The sequence below is a fragment of the Streptomyces sp. NPDC053432 genome, assembly GCF_055585365.1.
The window spans coordinates 31,960-50,454 of sequence record NZ_JBVJKF010000025.1 but is presented as its reverse complement, the minus strand read 5'-3'; the positions used below and the strand labels follow the sequence as shown (position 1 = coordinate 50,454).

The window sequence follows — 18,495 nt, the reverse complement described above, 5'->3', positions numbered from 1 at the left end:
CTCCGCCGTACCGCAGCCTCCGTTGCCGCCATCCCGTACGACGCTGGAGAGAACGCAGTGACCACAGCAACACAGAGCCCGGTGCGCGAGGTCGAGGGAGCGGAGCTGGACTCCTTCGACCTCACCGACCCGCGCACCTACCAGGAGACCGACATCCACGCCATGTGGCGGCGGTTCCGTGCCGAACGGCCGGTCCACCGCCACCCGGAGACCGAGGCGGGCCCGGCGTTCTGGGTCCTCTCCCGGTACGCGGACGTGATGGCGGTCTACAAGGACGACGACCGGTTCACCTCGGAGCAGGGCAACGTCCTGGCCACGCTGCTGTACGGGAGCGACTCGGCGGCGGGCAAGATGCTCGCCGTCACGGACGGCCCGCGCCACGCGGCCATCCGCAAGCTGATGCTGAAGTCCTTCTCGCCGCGCGCCCTCTCGCACATCTCGGAGCAGGTGGTCCGGCGCACCCGCCGGCTGCTCGCCGAGGCGGTCGAGCGGGGCGAGGCGGACTTCGCCAAGGACGTGGCGGAGCACATCCCGATCAGCACCATCTGCGACCTGCTCGGCGTGCCCGAGTCCGACCGGGGGTTCCTGCTCGGCCTCAACAAGCAGGCCCTCAGCTCGGACAGCGCCGAGCAGACGGCGCAGGACGCCTGGCTGGCCCGCAACGAGATCCTGATGTACTTCTCCGAGCTGGCCGAGGCCCGCCGGGCCCGCCCGGTGGACGACATCATCAGCGTCCTGGCGACCGGCGAGGTCCAGGGCGAGCCGCTGTCCGAGGACGAGATCGTCCTCAACTGCTACAGCCTCATCCTCGGCGGCGACGAGACCAGCCGGCTGTCGATGATCGGCAGCCTGGTGGCGCTCATGGAGCACCCGGAGCAGTGGCGGCGGCTGCGGCAGCGCGAGGTCACGGTGGAGAGCGCCGTCGAGGAGGTGCTGCGCTGGACGAGCCCGGCGATGCACTTCGGCCGGCGGGCGCTGACCGATGTGGAGATCGGCGGCGAGACCATCGCCGAGGGCGACATCGTGACGCTGTGGAACACGTCGGCCAACCGCGACGGGAGCGTCTTCGAGAATCCCGAGTCCTTCGATCTCGGACGCACCCCGAACAAGCACACGTCCTTCGGATACGGACCGCATTTCTGCCTCGGCGCCTATCTGGGCCGGGTCGAGATCAACGCAATGCTGGACGCACTGCGGACAGCCGTCGCGCACGTCGAAAGGACGGGTCCGGTCGAGCCGGTCTTCTCCAACTTCCTCAACGGTCTCGGAAGGCTTCCGGTGCGGTTCGAACCAGACGCCCAGGGCATGGGTCAATGGCGGTGAAAATCGTCAACTATGCTCGGCGTGAACCGAGTTCGAGTTGCGGGAGGAAATATGGGATCCGAGGGCCGGCAGGTAATTCAGGACACCGTGACGGGAAACCGGACACCTCTTTCGGACAGCGTTCCCGTATCCCGCTGGGAACGCGTGGCCGGCTGGGGCGCGGCCGCCGGAGCCCTGGCCTACGGGCTGCCGCACGCCTGGTGGGGACTGGGCTTCATGTACGGGTACCCCGGTTCCCCGGACACCATTCCGGACGTGGCCTGGCAGCGGGCCGTCGGATTCTGGGGAATGGGACTGCTTTCGGTCGGCGCCGCCGTATTCGCCCTCGCACTGTTCCAGCCGTGGGGCCGCAGGTTTCCCCGCTGGCTGCTGCTCATTCCCGCCTGGCCGGCCGGAATGGGACTCGCACTGTGGGGTCTCGGCTACGCGTACTTGAGGTTCTTCATCGCCACCGGCCGGGTCGAGCCCAGCGCCGAGGTGGCAAAGGCGACCAGCCTTTGGAACTACTACTGGTATCCCGTCTTCCTGATCTGGGGGGTCTCGCTCGTCTTCGCGGCCTACAACCTCCAGCGCAGGCCGCGGGCGCCCAGGACCAACTGACACGGCTCGGTTCGAGCCCGAGGCTTTCCCCGGTGAGGTGGGACAGGTGACAAACGCCATCGAGGCCGAAGGCCTCGTCAAGAACTACAAGACGCACCAGGCACTGGGCGGTGTGGACCTCGCGGTGCCGGAGGGCACCGTGCTCGGCCTGCTCGGTCCCAACGGCGCGGGCAAGACGACCACCGTCCGCATCCTCACCACCCTCCTCCAGCCCGACGCCGGCTCGGCGCGGGTCGCCGGGTACGACGCGGTGCGCAAGCCCAAGGAGGTGCGCCGCCGGATCGGCCTCACCGGCCAGTACGCCGCCCTCGACGAGCGCCTCACCGGCCGGGAGAACCTGCATCTGATCGGCACCCTGCTCCACCTGGGCCGTCGCAACGTACGGGCCAGGGCCGACGAGCTGCTGGAGCGCTTCGCGCTCACCGACGCCGCCGGCCGGGTCGTGCGCACCTACTCCGGGGGCATGCGCCGCCGGCTCGACCTCGCCGCGAGCCTCCTGGTCGACCCGCCGGTCCTCTTCCTCGACGAACCCACCACCGGCCTGGACCCCACCAGCCGCATCATGCTCTGGGGAATGATCAAGGAGCAGGTCGACCGCGGTGTCACCGTGCTGCTGACCACCCAGTACCTGGAAGAGGCCGACATGCTGGCCGACCGGATCGTCGTCATCGACGCCGGCAAGGTGATCGCCGAGGGCACCGCGGACGAGCTCAAGCTGAAGGTCGGCGGCGAGCGCCTGGAGGTGGCCCCCGCGGACGCCGCGAACACCGCGCTGATCGTGTCGGCCCTCGCGGCGGGCAGTGTCTCCCCGCCGGTCGTCGGCGACGACGGCCGCACCGTCTCCGTCCCGCTGACCGGCGGCATGGGCGACATCACCTCCGCCGCCGGAGCCGTGGAGGCACTCGGCATCGACATCGCGGAGTTCGCCGTCCGGCGGCCTTCGCTCGACGACGTCTTCGTGACGCTGACGGGCCAGACGGCCGACAGGGAGAAGCAGACCGCATGATCGAGGCACTCAGCGACACCAGGGCGCTGGTGGGCCGGCACTTCCGGCACATCTTCCGCATCCCCGAGCAGCTGCTCAGCGTCACCGTGATGCCGATCGCCTTCGTGGTCATCTTCGGCCTGCTCTTCGGCAGCGCCATGAAGGTCGAGGGCAGCAGCTACGAGGAGTACATCATGGCCGGCATCTTCATCCAGGTGATGATGTCGAACGTCTCCACCACCGCGCTGGGCGTGGTCGGCGACCTCAGCAACGGCCTGGTGGACCGCTTCCGCTCGCTGCCGATCTCCCGCTCCGCCGTCCTGATCGGCCGGACCACCGCGGACATGGCGCTCGCCGCCTGGTCCTGCGCGCTGATGGCCGGGGTCGGCTACCTGATCGGCTGGCGCATCAACAACGGCATCCTGTCCGCGCTCGGCGGCTTCGCCCTGCTGCTCCTGCTCGGCTTCACCATGTCCTGGCTGGGCGCCCTGCTCGGGCTCGCGCTGCGCAGCCCCGAGGCGGTCAACTCGCTCGCGTTCATGGCCATGATGCCGCTGATGTTCCTGTCCAACGCGTTCGTACCGCTGGACGGGCTGCCGGCCTGGCTGCGCGCCATCGCCGAGTGGAACCCGGTCAGCTCGGTGGTCACCGCCTGCCGCCAGCTGTTCGGCAACCCCACGGTCGGCAGCGGCACCGGGCTCCCCGCGGAGCACCCGGTCATCATGTCGCTGGTCCTGATCGGCGCCGTGCTCGCCGTGGTCGTCCCGATGTCCGGCCGCGTGTACCGCACCGCGGTCGCCCGCTGACCCCCTCGGGCACCCGCCCCGCGCCCCGGCCCGCCGTCAACCGGTGGGCCGGGGCGCGTTCGCCGTCCGGGGCCGGGCCTCAGCGTTCCGGCTTGGTGATGGTGAACAGCACCCGCAGCACCAGCACCGAGCTGACCAGCAGCAGGTTGTAGCCGAAGAACTCGTACAGCCTGATCGAGCCGGACAGCGCCGGGCCGCCCTGCGTCGACAGCAGCATCACCCCGAGCACACCGGTCATCCCGCCGATGAACGCCAGCAGCACGTCCCTGACGATCCGGCGCACGAACCGCCGGTCCCGCTCGTCGGCGAGCAGCCGCACGTTGAAGCTGAGCCTGCCGTGCTCCAGCGCGTTGGTGATCCGCTCCACCCGGCGCGGCAGCCTGCGCAGCATCGGGAGCACCGCCAGCGCCTCCCCGAACAGGGCCTCGGTCAGCTGGGGCGGGCTGAGCCGGCGGGTGACCTCGTCGGCGGCGAAGGTGCGCGCGTGGTCGATGATGTCGAAGCCGGGCACCAGGCGGTCCAGCGAGCCCTCGACCGTGGCCAGCGCCCGGAACGCGGCGGCGATCTCCGGCGGCACGGTCAGCCCGTACCGGGCCACCAGCAGGAAGAGGTCGGCGAACATCTCGCGGTCGGGACGGGTGCCGGGCGTCAGATGGCGGGCCATGAACCGGCCCAGGGCGCGCTTGAGACGCTCCTCGTCTATCTCCTCGGGGCGGTCCACCAGTTCCAGCAGAGCGTCGGAGAGCGCCAGCGGATCGCTGCGGTCGATGGCCAGCAGCAGATTGCGCAGGCTGGAGCGGAGCACCTGGTCGATCCGGCCCACGGAGCCGAAGTCGAGCAGGCCGATGCGCCCGTCGTCGAGGATCAGGATGTTGCCCGGGTGCGGGTCGGCGTGGAAGACACCGCCCGACATGATCTGCCCCAGCAGGCAGGCCAGCAGGTCGCGGGCGAGCGCCTCGCGGTCCAGGCCCCGTTCGTCGATGACCTTGTCCGCCCGGTTGAGGGTGACACCGTCCAGCCACTCCACCACCAGCACCCGCGCCGTGCTCAGTTCCTGGTGGATGGTGGGCATCCGGACACCGCTCCCGGCGGACCCGGCCCCGCCGGAGGAGGCGTCGGCCGCTCCGCCGCGTCCCTCCACGGCCGCGGTCGCGGCCACCACCAGCGTGTTGCGGGCCTCCGTACGGAAGTCCAGCTCCTCCTCCAGCGAGGTGGCGAAGCCCTGGACCAGCTCGACGGTGCCCATGGCGCGGCCCCAGTCGGTGTGCTGCTCCAGCTTGGCGGCCATCCGGAAGAGAATGTCCAGATCCCGCTCCACCACCTGACGGGCGCCGGGCCGCTGCACCTTCACCGCGACCACCTGCCCGTCGCGCAGCCGGGCGCGGTGGACCTGCGCCATCGAGCCGGCCGCCAGCGGCTTGGGGTCGAACTCGTCGAAGACCTCCTCCGGCGGCGCCCCCAGCTCCTGCGTCAGCACCTGCTGCACCTCGGGCCAGTGCTCCGCGGCCACCTCGTGCTGCAGGGAGCTGAGTTCGTCGATGAAGACGTCGGGGAGCAGGTCGTAGCGGGCCGACAGCACCTGCCCCAGCTTCACGAACGTGGCACCCGCCTCCTCCAGTGCCAGGCGCAGCGATCTGGCCAGCGCCGCCTGGCCCTTGGCGTCGGTGGTGCCCCGGCGGGCCTTGCCGCCGAGGAACCGGCCGAGGCCGTGGCGCACCACGATCCGGCTCAGCTGGGTGTAGCGGCGGCCGCGGGCCATCCGCCGGCGCAGCGAGCCCGGCAGCTGGAGCAGGGCGCGCAGCGAACCGCTCGGGACCATGGCCTCCGAGAGCGCCAGGAAGATCATGGCGGCCAGTAGGGCGCTGCCCAACTGGACGCTCACCAGAGGGGTGTTGCCCGCCTCGGGCCCCATCGCGGCGCTGACCACTCCCGCGGTCAGCAGACCGACGGCGCCGGTCAGCAGGGCCCGCAGCTTGCCGATCCGCAGCCCCAGCAGTCTTCGGGCCACCCATGCCATGACGACGAGTCCGAGCACGATGGTGGCGACGGCGGTGACGATGACGAGGACTGGATTCACCTGGCTGATCGTATGCATTGCGTACCGTCCACAAACTGGTCTCGGACATGCGAGTTGGCGTGCCCGGGAACGCGGCACGCCAACTCGCCGGGGCGGGAGTCCGGGCGTTCGGCCCGGACTCCCGTACTGCTCGGCACGGGGTCGCCCGTCGCGCCTACCTCTGCCCGGCCGGCTCGCGCTCGGCCTGCGGCGCGGGCGTCACCTCGGCGGCCCGCTCCGGCCGTCCGCGCCCCGGGCGGCCCGGCAGCCAGGCCCGGTGGCCGAGCAGCGTGGTCACCGCCGGCACCAGCAGCAGCGCCATCACGAACGCGGTGAGCAGGATGCCGAACGAGACGGCGAAGCCCATCTGCTGGAGCATCGAGTTCTGGGCCAGCATCAGGACGGCGAAGGTGCCGGCCAGGATGAGGCCGGCCGTGGCGATGGTCGGCATCGAGTGGGCGACCGCGAGCCGGGTCGCCTCCTTCGGGTCCCGGCCCCGGGCGGCCTCCTCCCGCAGCCGGGCGACCATCAGGATGTTGTAGTCCGTGCCGATCGCGACCACGAACAGGTAGGCCATCACCGGCAGCATGAACAGCAGGCCGTGCTGCCCCTGCACCTTCTGGAAGAGCACGACGGTCGCACCGAGGGTCGCGCTGAATCCGAGGCCGACGGCGGCCATCAGGTACCAGGGCGCCACGGCGCTGCGCAGCAGCAGGCCCAGGATGATCATGATGGCGACGCCTGCGGCCGGGAACACCACGGAGTAGTCGCGGTTGACGGCGTCCCTGATGTCGGCGAGCAGCGCCGTGGAGCCGCCGACCAGTGCCCGGCTGCCCTCGGGCGCCGCGCTGTGGGCGGCGTCCCGCAGCGGGCCCTCCACGAGGGCGAGCGCCTTGTCCTCGGCCGGCTTGTGGTCGAGGATCACGCTGAACTGGGCCACCGAGCCGTCCGGGCTGATCCGCGGCGGGGAGACCTGGCCCACGCCGCCGACCTGGCCGATCCGCTCGCCGAACGTCTTCAGCGCCGCCTCGGGGATCGCCTTGCCGCCCCGGTCCTCCACGTAGACCAGGGTGGGCTCCGTGGCGCCCGCGGCGAAACCGCGCGCGAGGTCGTCCTGGGCCCGTACGGACTCCAGGTGCTTGGGCAGCGAGCTGTTGGAGTCGTACTCGGCGGTGAAGCCGAACAGGCCGATGGTCAGGGCGATCAGGATGCCGCCGGACGCCGCCGTGACCACACCGGGACGACGGGAGACGAGCCGGGCGGTCCGGTGCGACAGGGCGTTCTTCGGCTCGTGCCGCCACGCCTTGGACGGCCAGAAGGCCTTGGTGCCGAGCAGCGCGAACACCGCCGGTACGAGGGTGAGCGAGGCGACCATGGTGACACCCACGGAGATGGCGAGCGCCGGGCCCATGGTCCGCAGCATGCCCATGGAGGACAGCAGCAGCGCGAGGAAGGCGACGATCACCGCACCCGCGGCCGAGGCGATGGTCTCGCCGACCCGTTCCACCGCCTGCGCCATGGCCTGCCGCGCCGGCACCCCGGTGCGCAGCTGCTCCCGGTAGCGGAAGAGCAGGAACAGGATGTAGTCGGTGCCGACGCCGAACAGCACCACGATGAGGATCGAGGAGACGGAGGCGTCGGCCTTGAGCCCGCCGATCTTGCTCGCGGTGGCGATCAGGCCCGTGGCCACCGCGAAGACCAGCGTGATGATGAGCACCGGGAGCAGGGCGATCAGCGGGCTTCGGAAGATGATCAGCAGTAGTACGACGATGAGGCCGAGGGTGGCCAGCATGATCATGGAGTCGGTGTCGCCGGCCGACTCCATGGAGTCCACCGCGGAGGCCGCCTGCCCGGTGATGCCCATCGACAGGGCCCCGCCGCCGAGCATCTCCGTGCCGTCGAGGCGCATCTGCTTGACGGAGTCGAAGACGTCCTGGGTGAAGACGTTCTTCGTCGAGGCGGTGACCGCGGCCAGCATGATCTCGCCGTTCGGCGAGATCATCGGCGGGCCGGTCACGACCTGCTTGATCTCCTTGTAGTTCTTCGCCGTCAGATCGGACGCCACTTTCGTGACGGCGGCCTGATCCGCCTCGGACAGCTTTCCGCCGTCGGACCGCTTGAAGACGATGGTGGCGGCCGGCGGGTCCTCACGCGGAAATGCCCGCTCCTCCACCTTCATAACCTGCACCGTCTCGTATTTCGACGGGAGGAACTCGGCCTGATCGGTCGTCGACGGAAGTTTCGGAGCCAGCATCACCGTGGCCAATGTGACCACGATCCAGGCGGCGATGGTGAGCCATGGGCGGCGTACGGCAAGCCGCCCAATCCCTCGGAACATTGCAGACTCCTTCAGCTGTCCTGTAGGGGGAAATCCCCACGGAGTTTAGAAAAGAGGGAAGCTCTGATTCCTGCCGGTGACAGCTTGTTGACAGTGATCACTCTTGACGTGGCGAGGGATGTCACACAGCACCCGGACGGTTGGCCACAACCTGCCAGCACCCGTTTCCCCGGGCCGCTGTCAGCAGCCTGCAAGCAGCCGAGGAGCCGGTGGCACCATGCTGACAGCACCGTTGTCCGCTGCGTTTCCGATTGCGACTTTATTTCGCGGAAGTGCTCGCCGAGTGCTTCATTCATGATTTCGACCGAGAGGAATTAATCATGGCCAAGAAGGCTGTTTACGAGGCGCCGCTCTTCTCCGCCGCCGGTTCCTTCCGCACGATGACCGGCCTTTGGGGCCCGCGCGGCAACGACTGGCTCATGCCCTACGCGATGGTCTGAGCCGGACCCCCTGGAGTGAAGTGATGTCAGGCCACACCATGCCCTTCTTCTTCGCGTTTCCCGACTGCGAGGCCGCAGGGGCCGTGGCCCGGCGCCTGTGTGCGGACCACCCCGGTCTCGGGGTGGTCCGGCACGACTCCGGACGGCCCTGGATCGTCGGCCACTGGCCCGACGGTGCACCCCTGGTCGTCCGGCACCGCGACACCGCCATCGCTCTCATCGGGTCCTTCGCCGCGGACGAGGCCGAGCTGTCCCGCCGTACCCGGGCGGTCCGCACCCCCACCGACCTCGATCCGGCGTCGGCCGCCCTGCCCGGCCAGTTCCACCTGGTCGCCACGGTCGCCGGAGCCCTGCGCGTCCAGGGCACGGCGTACGGCACCCGGCGGGTCTTCCACGCCCGTACCGGCGGAACCGTCATCGCCGCCGACCGGGCCGCCGAACTCGCCGGCTTCCTCGGCGCACGACCCGACCGGGCCCAGCTCGCGCTGCGCCTGCTGCACCCGGTGCCCGCCCCCCTCGACCAGCGCTCCATGTGGCACGGCGTCGAGGCCGTGCCGCCCGGGAGCTGCCTGGTCGTCACCGACGGCACCACCCCGCGCGAACACCGCTGGCACCGGCCGCCCGAGCCCCACCTCGGGATGGCCGAAGGCGCCGCCGCCGTACGCGCGGCCCTGCTCTCCGCGGTGGCGGTGCGCACCGCCGGCGGTGGCCTGATCAGCGCCGACCTCTCCGGCGGCCTCGACTCGACGTCGATCTGCTTCCTCGCCGCCCGGGAGACCGGGGGCGCGCGCCTGATCGCCTGCACCTCCACCGGCGACGAGACCGAGAACGAGGACGGCCACTGGGCCCGCCTCGCCGCGGACGCCCTGCCCGGCACCGAGCACTACGTCATCCCCGAGCCCGACCTGCCGCTGTTCTACAGCGGGGTGTTCGACGCCCGCGACCGCTGGGACGCGCCCTCGCCGTTCGCCGTCAGCCGCCACCGGGCCACCGCGCTCGTCGCCCGCATGGCGGAGCGCGGCTCCCGGCTCCACCTCACCGGCATCGGCGGTGACCACCTCTTCTTCGGCGGCGCGGTGCACTACCACTCGCTGCTGGCCCGCAAGCCCCTGCTGGCGCTCTCCCGGCTCCGCGGCTACCGCACGCTCTACGCCTGGCCGTGGCGCGAGGTGCTGCGCGAACTCGCCGACCGGCGCGGGCACCGGGCCGCCTTCCGTGGGCTCGGCGTCCGCGCCTCCGGCTCGCTGTCCCTGAGCCGGCCCGGCTTCGGCTGGGCCCACCCGCCGATGGTGCCGCCCTGGCTCACGCCCGACTGCCTGGACACCGTGGAACGCCTCCTGGCCGACGCGGCCGGCTCCGTACGGCCCTACGCCCCCGACCGCGGCCGGCACGTCGAACTCGCCGCCCTGTACAGCGGCACCCAGGACGTGCGGGCCTACGACGACTCCGCCCGGCAGGCCGGTGTCCCCGTCGCCCACCCGTTCTTCGACGACCGGGTGGCGGACGCCGCGCTCAGCGTGCGCCCCGAGGAACGCGTCACCCCCTGGGCGTACAAGCCCCTGCTGGCCCGGGCCATGAGCGGCATCGTGCCCGACCGGAACCTGACCCGCAGCACCAAGGGCGACGGCACCCCCGACGCCGTGGCCGGCCTCCACCGGCACCGCGAGGAACTGGCCGCCCTCTGGGAGGACAGCGCACTGGGCGGCGCGGGCCTCGTCGACGCCGCGGCGCTGCGCCGGCTCTGCCTGGCCCCCGGCGCCGCCGAACTCGCCGACAACGCCCTCTACTCCACACTCGCCGGCGAGGCCTGGCTGCGCACGGCACGACCGGCCAGACCGGCATTCACCGCATCCACCGGGAGCACGACATGAAACTGCGCAACCGCGAGCACCTCAGCGTCGCCGACACCGAGTACGGGGGAGTGCTCCTCGACGCCAGGAGCGGCGAGTACTGGCAGCTCAACCCCAGCGCCGCCCTCGTCGCCCGCACCCTGCTCGACGGCGGCGGCCCGGCCGAGGCCGTCGGCCGCCTCACCGAGGCCTTCGAGGTGGACGAGGAACGCGCCGCCGCGGACGTGGACGCGCTGATCGCGGCGATGCGGGCCGCCGGGGTGGTGCAGGGATGAGCCTGACCACCGCCCTGCCGCCCCGGGACCGGGCCGCCCGCCTGCCGCTGCGGCGGCGCCTGCGGATCCGCGCCCTGATCGGCCTGGCCCGGCTGCTGGTGCTCCTCAAGCCCCACCGGCTGCGCCGGGTGCTCGCCGCCCTGAGCCGGGGGGCCGCCCCGGCGACGGCCGCCCAGGCACTGGAGGCGCGCAACGCCGTGCTGGAGACCAGCCTGGCCATGAACGGCCTGCGCAGCTGCCTGCCGCGGTCGGTCTCCGTCGTCCTGCTCTGCCGCAGCCAGGGCCTCTGGCCGACCTGGTGCGTGGGCGTACGGACCGCGCCGCCGTTCACGGCGCACGCCTGGGTGGAGGCCCAGGGCGAACTCGTCGGGGAGAAGGGCCGCTACGAGAGCTGGTCCCGGCTGATCACGGTCGGCCCCCGGCAGGACTGATCCCCGTACCGCGCAAGAGGCCGGGCCCCACGGGGGCCCGGCCTCTTGCGGTCGTTCATCCGGTCCGGTCATCCGGCGGGCGTGGTGCTCACGCGCAGCCGCGCTGCCAGTTCCAGCCGATGAAGGAGTGCTTCAGCTCGACGTCGAAGCGGCAGGTGGCGGTGCCGTCGGCCTTGAGGTCCACGTACGAGTGGTGCTTGTTCTCGTACCAGCCGCCCGTCGGGTCGAAGATGCCCCGGTACGAGAAGGTGGCGTGCGCCTCGTTGCGGGAGACCGAGCAGTCGCTCACGCAGTCGGCCGACTTCGTGGACGACGCCAGCGACCAGCCGGCGTTCCACGGCTCGCGGTTCCACTGCTGGGTGGCCTCGGTGCTCGCCGAGGTGACCCGGGCGCCGTCGCTGTCCCAGGTGGACGTCGTGTACAGGCCGGTCATCCGGATGTTGCAGCAGTCGTACATCTCCGACCAGCTCTTGAACTGCCGGGTTCCGGCCGCCTGGACACCGGAGGCGCTCAGGGAGGCCGCCGTGGCCTTCTGCGCGACGCCCGCCTTCCCGCCGGCCGCCGGCACCAGCCGCGCGGGACCCAGCTGCGGCTTGCAGTCCGCGCCGATGGTGACCTCCTGCTGCACCGTCATCCCGGCCGGCGGCGCGGGCAGCTCGCCGGACAGCCTGACGTCCGTACAGGCCCGGCCGGCGGGGGCGCCGGTCCCGGAAGCGGCCGCGGGCGCCGGAGCGGCGGTCGCGAGGCCGGCCGACAGGCAGAGCAGACCGGCCGTGAGAGCCGTGACGAGAGACACTCGGTTGCGCAATTCCCCAGCCCTTCAAAGAACTTCGATGATTTCGCCGGTGAGCGTAACCGGATTGTTCCGGGCGGAAGTCGCAGCCGAAAAGGTTGGCAGGAAGCTGACGGTTTCGTGTCACCGGCCCGCCCCGGACCTTACTGGCATCTTCATGTCACCCGGATTGCCCGGCAGTTGCCGCCGGAACGAGAGTGGCATTCCCGTATTCGCGCATTCGTGGCGCGGACGGAGATCAGCCCCGCGACTGAGGGATTTCCCGTGACCGTGAAGCATCTGTACGAGGCTGCGCACGCCCTGCTGGAGCGTCCGGCCGACTCCGGGATCCTGGGGCGGCTGGGCCTTCGCGCGCCGGAGTTCGAGGCACGGGTACAGGAAGCCATGGGCCGCGCGGAGCAGTTGCTGCACCAGTGCGCGCACAGCGCCCCCGACCCACGGATCTCCCTCCTCACCGGACACCTCGCGGCCGCGGGCGGCAAGCGCCTGCGCCCGCTGCTGGTGCTGCTCGGCGCGGAGTTCGGCGAGCCGGAGCGGGACGGGGTCCTCCAGGCCGCGGTCATCGCCGAGCTGGTGCACGTCGCCTCGCTCTACCACGACGACGTGATGGACGCGGCGGCCACCCGGCACGGCGTCCCCAGCGTGAACGCGCGCTGGGGCGAGAAGGCGGCCGTGCTCGGCGGGGACTGGCTGCTCGCCCGGGCCGCCCAGCTGGCGGCCGCCCTCGGCCCGGGCGCGGTCCACCTCAACGCGCAGACCGCGGGCCGGCTGGTCAGCGGCCAGCTGCGCGAACTGTGCGGCCCCGGCCCCGACGAGGACCCGGTGCAGCACTACTTCCGCGTCTGCGAGGGCAAGACCGCGGCCCTCCTTTCCATGTCCCTCGGCATCGGCGCGCTCCAGGCCGTCGCCCCCGCCCCTTACGTGAGCGCGCTGACCGAGTACGGGGAGCAGCTCGGCATCGCCTTCCAGATCGCCGACGACCTGCTCGACCTCACCGCCCCCCAGCACACCACCGGCAAGGAGCAGGGCAAGGACCTGCTCGCCGGCGTACCGAGCCTGCCCGTCCTGCTCGCGCTCGCCGGGGACGACCCCCGCGACGCGGAGCTGCGGGACCTGCTCCGAGCAGGTGCCGCGGCCGGTCCCGCCGCACACCGCCGTGCGCTGGAGCTGTTCCGCCGCTCGCAGGCGCCGGCGCAGGCCGAAGCACTGTTGCACGACCGCCTGGAGCGCGCCCGCACCGCGCTGGAGGCCCTCCCGGCCCTCCCCGCCCGGCGTGCCCTGGCCGCGCTCTGCGACTTCGTCGCGCAGCGGACCGCGTGATACGACAAAGGAGTTGGTCATGACGATGCGCGAGCGGGTGGACGAACTCGCCCTGATGCGCCGGGACGTCCTCGACGGCGAACCACGAGCGACGCAGACGCAGCACGCCAAGGGCAAGCTCACCGCCCGTGAGCGCATCGCGCTGCTGCTCGACGAAGGGTCCTTCAAGGAGGTCGAGCAGCTGCGCCGCCACCGGGCGACCGGCTTCGGCCTGGAGGCCAAGAAGCCGTACACCGACGGTGTGATCACCGGCTGGGGCACGGTCGAGGGCCGCACGGTCTTCGTGTACGCGCATGACTTCCGGATCTTCGGCGGTGCGCTGGGCGAGGCCCACGCCACGAAGATCCACAAGATCATGGACATGGCCATCGCGGCCGGTGCCCCGCTGGTCTCCCTGAACGACGGGGCGGGCGCCCGGATCCAGGAGGGCGTCTCCGCCCTCGCGGGCTACGGCGGCATCTTCCAGCGCAACACCAGGGCCTCGGGCGTCATCCCGCAGATCTCGGTCATGCTGGGCCCGTGCGCCGGCGGCGCCGCGTACTCCCCGGCCCTGACGGACTTCGTGTTCATGGTGCGGGACACCTCGCAGATGTTCATCACCGGCCCGGACGTGGTCCGCGCGGTGACCGGCGAGGAGATCACCCAGAACGGCCTGGGCGGCGCCGACGTGCACGCCGAGACCTCGGGCGTCGCGCACTTCGCGTACGACGACGAGGAGACCTGCATCTCCGAGGTCCGCTACCTGCTGTCGATGCTCCCGGCCAACAACCGCGCCACCCCGCCCGCCGCGCCCTGCGCCGACCCCGTCGACCGCCGCTGCGAACGCCTCCTCGACCTGGTCCCCGTCGACGGCAACCGCCCGTACGACATGCGCGAGGTCATCGCCGAGATCGTCGACGACGGCGATCACATGGAGGTCCACGAACGGTGGGCCACCAGCGTCATCACCACCCTCGCCCGGCTCGGCGGCCAGGTCGTCGGCATCGTCGCCAGCCAGCCCCGGTCGCTGGCCGGCGTCCTGGACATCCACTCCTCCGAGAAGGCCGCGCGCTTCGTCCAGCTCTGCGACGCGTTCTCCATCCCCCTCGTCACCCTCGTCGACGTGCCCGGCTTCCTGCCGGGCGTCGACCAGGAGCACGGCGGCATCATCCGCCACGGCGCCAAGCTGCTGTACGCGTACTGCGACGCCACCGTCCCGCGGATCTCGCTGATCCTGCGCAAGGCCTACGGCGGCGCGTACATCGTCATGGACTCCCAGTCCATCGGCGCCGACATCACCTACGCCTGGCCCACCAACGAGATCGCCGTCATGGGCGCCGAGGGCGCGGCCAACGTCGTCTTCCGCCGGCAGATAGCCCAGGCCGACGACCCGGAGGCCACCCGGCAGCAGCTCGTCAAGGAGTACAAGGCCGAGCTGATGCACCCGTACTACGCGGCCGAGCGCGGCCTCGTCGACGACGTCATCGACCCCGCCGACACCCGTGCCGCCCTCATCGCCGCACTCACCATGCTGCGCACCAAGCACGCCACGACTCCCGCGCGCAAGCATGGCAACCCCCCGATGTGAGGAGTGACAGCCATGTCCGGTACGTCCGCACCCGCACTCCAAGGGCCCCTGGCCCCCACCCTGTTCAAGATCATCAACGGATGTCCCACCCAGGAGGAACTGGCCGCCGTGGCGGCCCTCCTGACCGCCCTCGCGGCGCTCCCCGCCGCCCCGGCGGAGCCCGCCGAGGCCGGGTCGGCCGCCCGGTGGGACCGCGGCGAGATCCTCCCGGCCGCCTCCTGGGCGGCGGCCCGCCCCTGACCGCGGCCCCGCACCGGCGTCCTGACCAGCGCGTACCACCGGACCACGGCTGGCAGTTTGCTGCCGTCCTCGTTGTGGGCCCGCCCGCCGGCCTGTAACTCAGAGCGAAGGCGGCACATCCGCCGTTCTCGCAGATCAACGGCGGAATCGAGGAGGGCAGCCGTGCTTCAGGTGGTGTTCCGGATCCTGGGGCCACTGGACATCAGCGCCGACGGGCGACCCATCGCCCTGCAAGGCGCCCGCCAGCGCACCATCATGTCCATGCTGCTGCTCGCGCCGGGCCGGGTCGTCTCCGTCGACACCCTCGCCGAGGCCGTCTGGCAGGGAAACCCGCCCGCCACGGCCCGCAACCAGATCGCCATCTGCGTATCGGCCCTGCGCAAGACCCTCAGGGCCGCGGTCGGCATCGACGACCTCCTCGTCACCAGCCACCCCGGCTACATGCTCCATACCGGCGAACACCGCATCGACGCCGTCGAGTTCGAGGAGCGGGCCGCCGCGGGACGCGAGGCGGGCCGCCGCGGCCTCACCGAGGAGGCCTGCGCGCACTTCGAGGAAGCCCTCGCGATGTGGCGCGGCCCGGCCCTCGCCGGAATCGTCGCCGAACGCGTCGAAGCCGAGGCCGAGCGCCTGAACGGGCTCCGCCTCGACGTGTACGAACAGCTCACCGCCCTGCGCCTGGACCTGGGCCGGCACAGCGAACTGATCGGAGAGCTCGCCGGCTTCGTACGGGCGAACCCGCTGCGCGAACAGGCCCTCGCCCTGCTGATGCTCGCCCACTACCGCTCGGGCCGCCGCGCCGAGGCCCTGGAGATCTACCGCGACGGGGCACGCCTGCTCGCCGACGAACTCGGCATCGACCCCGGACCCGCCCTCCAGGAACTGCACGAGGACATCCTCGCCGACTCCCCGAAGCTCATCCCGGCCACCGGCGCGCCCCTCCCGGCGGCGCCCGCCACCACCGTGCCCGCCCACCTCCCCCCGGCCACCGCCTCCTTCACCGGCCGCCACCAGGACCTCGCCACCCTCGACCGGCTGCTGGACCAGCTCGGCGGCTCCGCCCTGCCCGTCGGCTCCATCACCGGCACCGGCGGCGTCGGCAAGACCGCGCTCGCCGTCCACTGGTCCCACCAGGTCGCCGCCCGCTTCCCCGACGGGCAGCTCTTCGCCGACCTGCGCGGCTACGACGAGGAGGAGGAGCCCCGCAGGCCGAGCGCCGTCCTCGACCGCTTCCTGCGCGCCCTCGGGGTACCCGGCCCCCAGATCCCCGCCGACCAGGTCGAGCGGACCGCGCTCTTCCGCAGCGTCCTCGACGGCCGCCGGGTCCTGATCGTCCTGGACAACGCCCGCTCCTTCCAGCAGATCCGCCCCCTGCTGCCCGGCACGTCCGGCTGCTGCGTGCTCGTCACCAGCCGGGACAGCATGAGCAGCCGGCTCGCCGGGGACTACGCCCTCGTACCGCTGAACCTCGGCTCCCTCGAACAGGACGAGTCGATCACCCTGCTCTCCCGGGTCGCCGGCGACGACCGGTTCTCCGGCGACCCGGTGGCCGCCGCCCGCCTCAGCGAACTGTGCGACCGGCTGCCCCTCGCCCTGCGCATCGCGGCCGCCCGGCTCGCCGCGAAACCGCACTGGACCGTCCGCACCCTCGTCACCCGCCTGGAGGACCAGCACCGGCGCCTCGACGAGCTGAGCCTGGACGCCCGCGGGGTCCGTGCGGGCCTGCGGCTGAGCTACCGCGACCTGCCCCCGGACACCGCCCGCATGTTCCGGCTGCTCGGATCGCTGAACGTCACCGAGTTCTCCGCCTGGGCCGGCGCCGCCCTCCTCGACATCGACCCGGTCGACGCCGAGGACCTCATCGAGCAGCTCGTCGACGCCCAGCTCCTCGAACCGCTCAGGGCCCACGCCGGCCACGTCCGCTACCGGTTCCAGGACCTTCTCCGCCTCTTCGCTCGCGAATGCGCGCTTGCCGAGGACGGAGAAGGGGAATTGAGGGCCGCCCTGAGGCGTGCCTGCGGGGTGTGGCTCGGACTGGCCAAGGAGGCGCACCGGAGGGTCTACGGCGGGGACTACACCGTCGTGCCCGGCTCCGCGCCCCACCGGGAACTCCCCTCCCACCTGGTCGAATCCCTCGTGGAGAATCCCATGGAGTGGTTCGAGGCCGAACGCTCCTCCATCACGGGCCTCGTACAGCAGGCCGCCCGCGGGGACGAGTCCGGGTACGCGTGGGACCTGGCGATGACCAGCGTCACCCTCTTCCAGAACCGCAACTACCTGGAGGACTGGCGGGAATGCGGCGAGGCGGCCCTGGCCGCCGCGCGCCGCACCGGCGACCGGCTCGGCGAGGCGGCGATGCTGCAATCACTCGGCACCCTGGAGATCATCCAGTACGACCACGACAGCGCTTACGAGCGCCTCGGCCTGGCCCTGCGCCTGTTCGAGGAGCAGGGCCAGGACCAGGGGCGGGCCCTGGTCCTGCGGAACCTGGCGATGTGCGAGCGCCATCGCGGAGACACGGACCGGGCGGTGGAGACGGGCCGTCGCTCGCTGGAGATCTTCCGCGCGGTCGGTGACCCCTACGCCGAGGCACATGTACTGGGCCTGCTGGCGCAGATCGAACTGGAACGGGGCGACGCCCAGGCGAGCCTGATCCTGTCGTCGGAAGCGGTGGCCAGGAGCAGAGGGCTCGGGACAGTACGGGGCGAGGCGCAGAGCACGCTCAGGCTTGCGCAGGCACTGATCCACCAGGGCGACGGGGCGCGGGCCGAGGAAGCGAGCCGGCGCGCTCTGGAACTGGTGCTCGGCAGCGGTGACCGCCGGGGCGAGACGCACGTGCTGCGTGCGCTGGGAGAGGCGCTGTGGCGCCAGGGGAAGCTGGAGGAGGCAGAGGCGGTCGCACGCAGTGCCCTGCAGGCCGCGGAGCAGGTGGCGGACGTCTATCTGCGGGCGCGGGCGGCCGTCGTCCTCGGAAGTGTGCAGGCGCTGCGCTCGGACCGGAGCGGCGCCGCGAGTACGTTCAAGAGTGCGGCGGACCTCTTCGCCGAGGTCGGCGCACGTGGTTGGCAGGCGCGGGCGGAGCAGCTCCTGGTGGCGATCGCGGACGGCGAACCGGCCGCCCTGCAGGGGCTGTTCGCGCTCCAGCCCTGACGGCGGCCCCCCGGGGGCCCCGGCTCACACCCACGGGTCGTCCCGCTGGGCGGAGGCCTTCACGGTCCACGGGTCGTCCCGCAGGGCCGAGGCCCGCACGCTCCACGGGTCGTCGCGGAGCAGGCCGTCGGTGCGCGCCGACCACGGGTCGTCGTGGGTGGGGGCGGCCGCCGCGAGGGCGTCCAATGGCGTCACGCCCTGGCTCACGGAGACCCCGGCGACCGCCGCGAGGAGCAGGCCCGCCGTCGCCATCAGCTTGCCGACAGGCGCGGCCGTCGCGGTGTGGGCGGACTTGCGAGCGGAGAGAATGACGCGGTTCAT

Annotated in this window: 16 protein-coding genes; 12 read left to right on the top strand and 4 right to left on the bottom strand. The window is 71.9% G+C overall.

Annotation, left to right across the window (positions count from 1 at the left end; genetic code table 11):
• Positions 1 to 57: 57 nt before the first annotated feature.
• The 4 genes from ACZ6Y1_RS31530 (at position 58) to ACZ6Y1_RS31515 (ending at position 3,714) form a co-directional block, all read left to right on the top strand.
• Positions 58 to 1,323 carry a cytochrome P450 gene (locus tag ACZ6Y1_RS31530; RefSeq protein WP_469637731.1) on the top strand — a complete coding sequence of 422 codons (1,266 nt, stop codon included), beginning with the start codon at positions 58 to 60 and terminating at the stop codon, positions 1,321 to 1,323.
• Between the two features lie 144 nt (positions 1,324 to 1,467).
• On the top strand, positions 1,468 to 1,923 hold the full coding sequence (locus tag ACZ6Y1_RS31525) for a DUF3995 domain-containing protein (protein WP_469637728.1): 456 nt from the start codon (positions 1,468 to 1,470) through the stop codon (positions 1,921 to 1,923).
• 46 nt (positions 1,924 to 1,969) lie between these two features.
• The gene (locus tag ACZ6Y1_RS31520) at positions 1,970 to 2,929 is read left to right on the top strand and encodes an ATP-binding cassette domain-containing protein (RefSeq protein ID WP_469637725.1); all 960 of its coding nucleotides are present in this window, start codon (positions 1,970 to 1,972) and stop codon (positions 2,927 to 2,929) included.
• Entirely contained in the window at positions 2,926 to 3,714 is a 789-nt protein-coding gene (locus ACZ6Y1_RS31515; protein WP_469637722.1) for an ABC transporter permease, read from the top strand. Before ACZ6Y1_RS31520 ends, ACZ6Y1_RS31515 begins: the two co-directional genes overlap by 4 nt.
• A gap of 79 nt (positions 3,715 to 3,793) precedes the next feature.
• Here the strand turns inward: ACZ6Y1_RS31515 and ACZ6Y1_RS31510 are convergent, their stop codons facing one another.
• Positions 3,794 to 5,791, bottom strand: coding sequence for an ABC1 kinase family protein (locus ACZ6Y1_RS31510; protein ID WP_469637718.1), 1,998 nt, complete (start codon positions 5,789 to 5,791; stop codon positions 3,794 to 3,796).
• 154 nt (positions 5,792 to 5,945) lie between these two features.
• Positions 5,946 to 8,108 (bottom strand): MMPL family transporter, encoded by a 2,163-nt coding sequence (locus tag ACZ6Y1_RS31505; RefSeq protein WP_469637715.1) that lies wholly within the window; start codon positions 8,106 to 8,108, stop codon positions 5,946 to 5,948.
• Between the two features lie 320 nt (positions 8,109 to 8,428).
• On the opposite strand from ACZ6Y1_RS31505, the gene ACZ6Y1_RS31500 reads away from it, so the two are divergent.
• From ACZ6Y1_RS31500 to ACZ6Y1_RS31485, 4 genes are read left to right on the top strand one after another with little or no spacing between them, the layout of a single operon-like run.
• Entirely contained in the window at positions 8,429 to 8,548 is a 120-nt protein-coding gene (locus ACZ6Y1_RS31500) for a keywimysin-related RiPP (protein ID WP_469637713.1), read from the top strand.
• A gap of 23 nt (positions 8,549 to 8,571) precedes the next feature.
• Positions 8,572 to 10,419, top strand: a complete 1,848-nt coding sequence (locus tag ACZ6Y1_RS31495; RefSeq protein ID WP_469637710.1) for an asparagine synthase-related protein — start codon at positions 8,572 to 8,574, stop codon at positions 10,417 to 10,419.
• Positions 10,416 to 10,673, top strand: a complete 258-nt coding sequence (locus tag ACZ6Y1_RS31490; protein WP_469637707.1) for a lasso peptide biosynthesis PqqD family chaperone — start codon at positions 10,416 to 10,418, stop codon at positions 10,671 to 10,673. The genes ACZ6Y1_RS31495 and ACZ6Y1_RS31490 overlap by 4 nt, the downstream gene beginning before the upstream one ends.
• Positions 10,670 to 11,104, top strand: coding sequence for a lasso peptide biosynthesis B2 protein (locus tag ACZ6Y1_RS31485; protein WP_469637704.1), 435 nt, complete (start codon positions 10,670 to 10,672; stop codon positions 11,102 to 11,104). The genes ACZ6Y1_RS31490 and ACZ6Y1_RS31485 overlap by 4 nt, the downstream gene beginning before the upstream one ends.
• 88 nt (positions 11,105 to 11,192) lie before the next feature.
• Here the strand turns inward: ACZ6Y1_RS31485 and ACZ6Y1_RS31480 are convergent, their stop codons facing one another.
• A complete protein-coding gene (locus ACZ6Y1_RS31480) occupies positions 11,193 to 11,900 on the bottom strand; it encodes a hypothetical protein (RefSeq protein ID WP_469637701.1) in 708 nt (235 codons plus the stop codon).
• A 261-nt stretch (positions 11,901 to 12,161) separates the two neighbouring features.
• Here ACZ6Y1_RS31480 and ACZ6Y1_RS31475 point away from each other — a divergent pair, with 261 nt between their 5' ends.
• The 4 genes from ACZ6Y1_RS31475 to ACZ6Y1_RS31460 all read left to right on the top strand — a co-directional run bounded on the left by ACZ6Y1_RS31475 (position 12,162) and on the right by ACZ6Y1_RS31460 (position 18,174).
• Positions 12,162 to 13,217, top strand: a complete 1,056-nt coding sequence (locus ACZ6Y1_RS31475) for a polyprenyl synthetase family protein (protein WP_469637698.1) — start codon at positions 12,162 to 12,164, stop codon at positions 13,215 to 13,217.
• A gap of 25 nt (positions 13,218 to 13,242) precedes the next feature.
• Positions 13,243 to 14,784, top strand: a complete 1,542-nt coding sequence (locus tag ACZ6Y1_RS31470; RefSeq protein WP_469637850.1) for an acyl-CoA carboxylase subunit beta — start codon at positions 13,243 to 13,245, stop codon at positions 14,782 to 14,784.
• A 12-nt stretch (positions 14,785 to 14,796) separates the two neighbouring features.
• Positions 14,797 to 15,024 (top strand): acyl-CoA carboxylase epsilon subunit, encoded by a 228-nt coding sequence (locus ACZ6Y1_RS31465; protein ID WP_469637695.1) that lies wholly within the window; start codon positions 14,797 to 14,799, stop codon positions 15,022 to 15,024.
• 162 nt (positions 15,025 to 15,186) lie between these two features.
• Positions 15,187 to 18,174 carry an AfsR/SARP family transcriptional regulator gene (locus ACZ6Y1_RS31460; RefSeq protein ID WP_469637692.1) on the top strand — a complete coding sequence of 996 codons (2,988 nt, stop codon included), beginning with the start codon at positions 15,187 to 15,189 and terminating at the stop codon, positions 18,172 to 18,174.
• 24 nt (positions 18,175 to 18,198) lie between these two features.
• Here ACZ6Y1_RS31460 and ACZ6Y1_RS31455 read toward each other — a convergent pair whose 3' ends face one another.
• On the bottom strand, positions 18,199 to 18,495 hold the full coding sequence (locus tag ACZ6Y1_RS31455; RefSeq protein WP_469637689.1) for a hypothetical protein: 297 nt from the start codon (positions 18,493 to 18,495) through the stop codon (positions 18,199 to 18,201).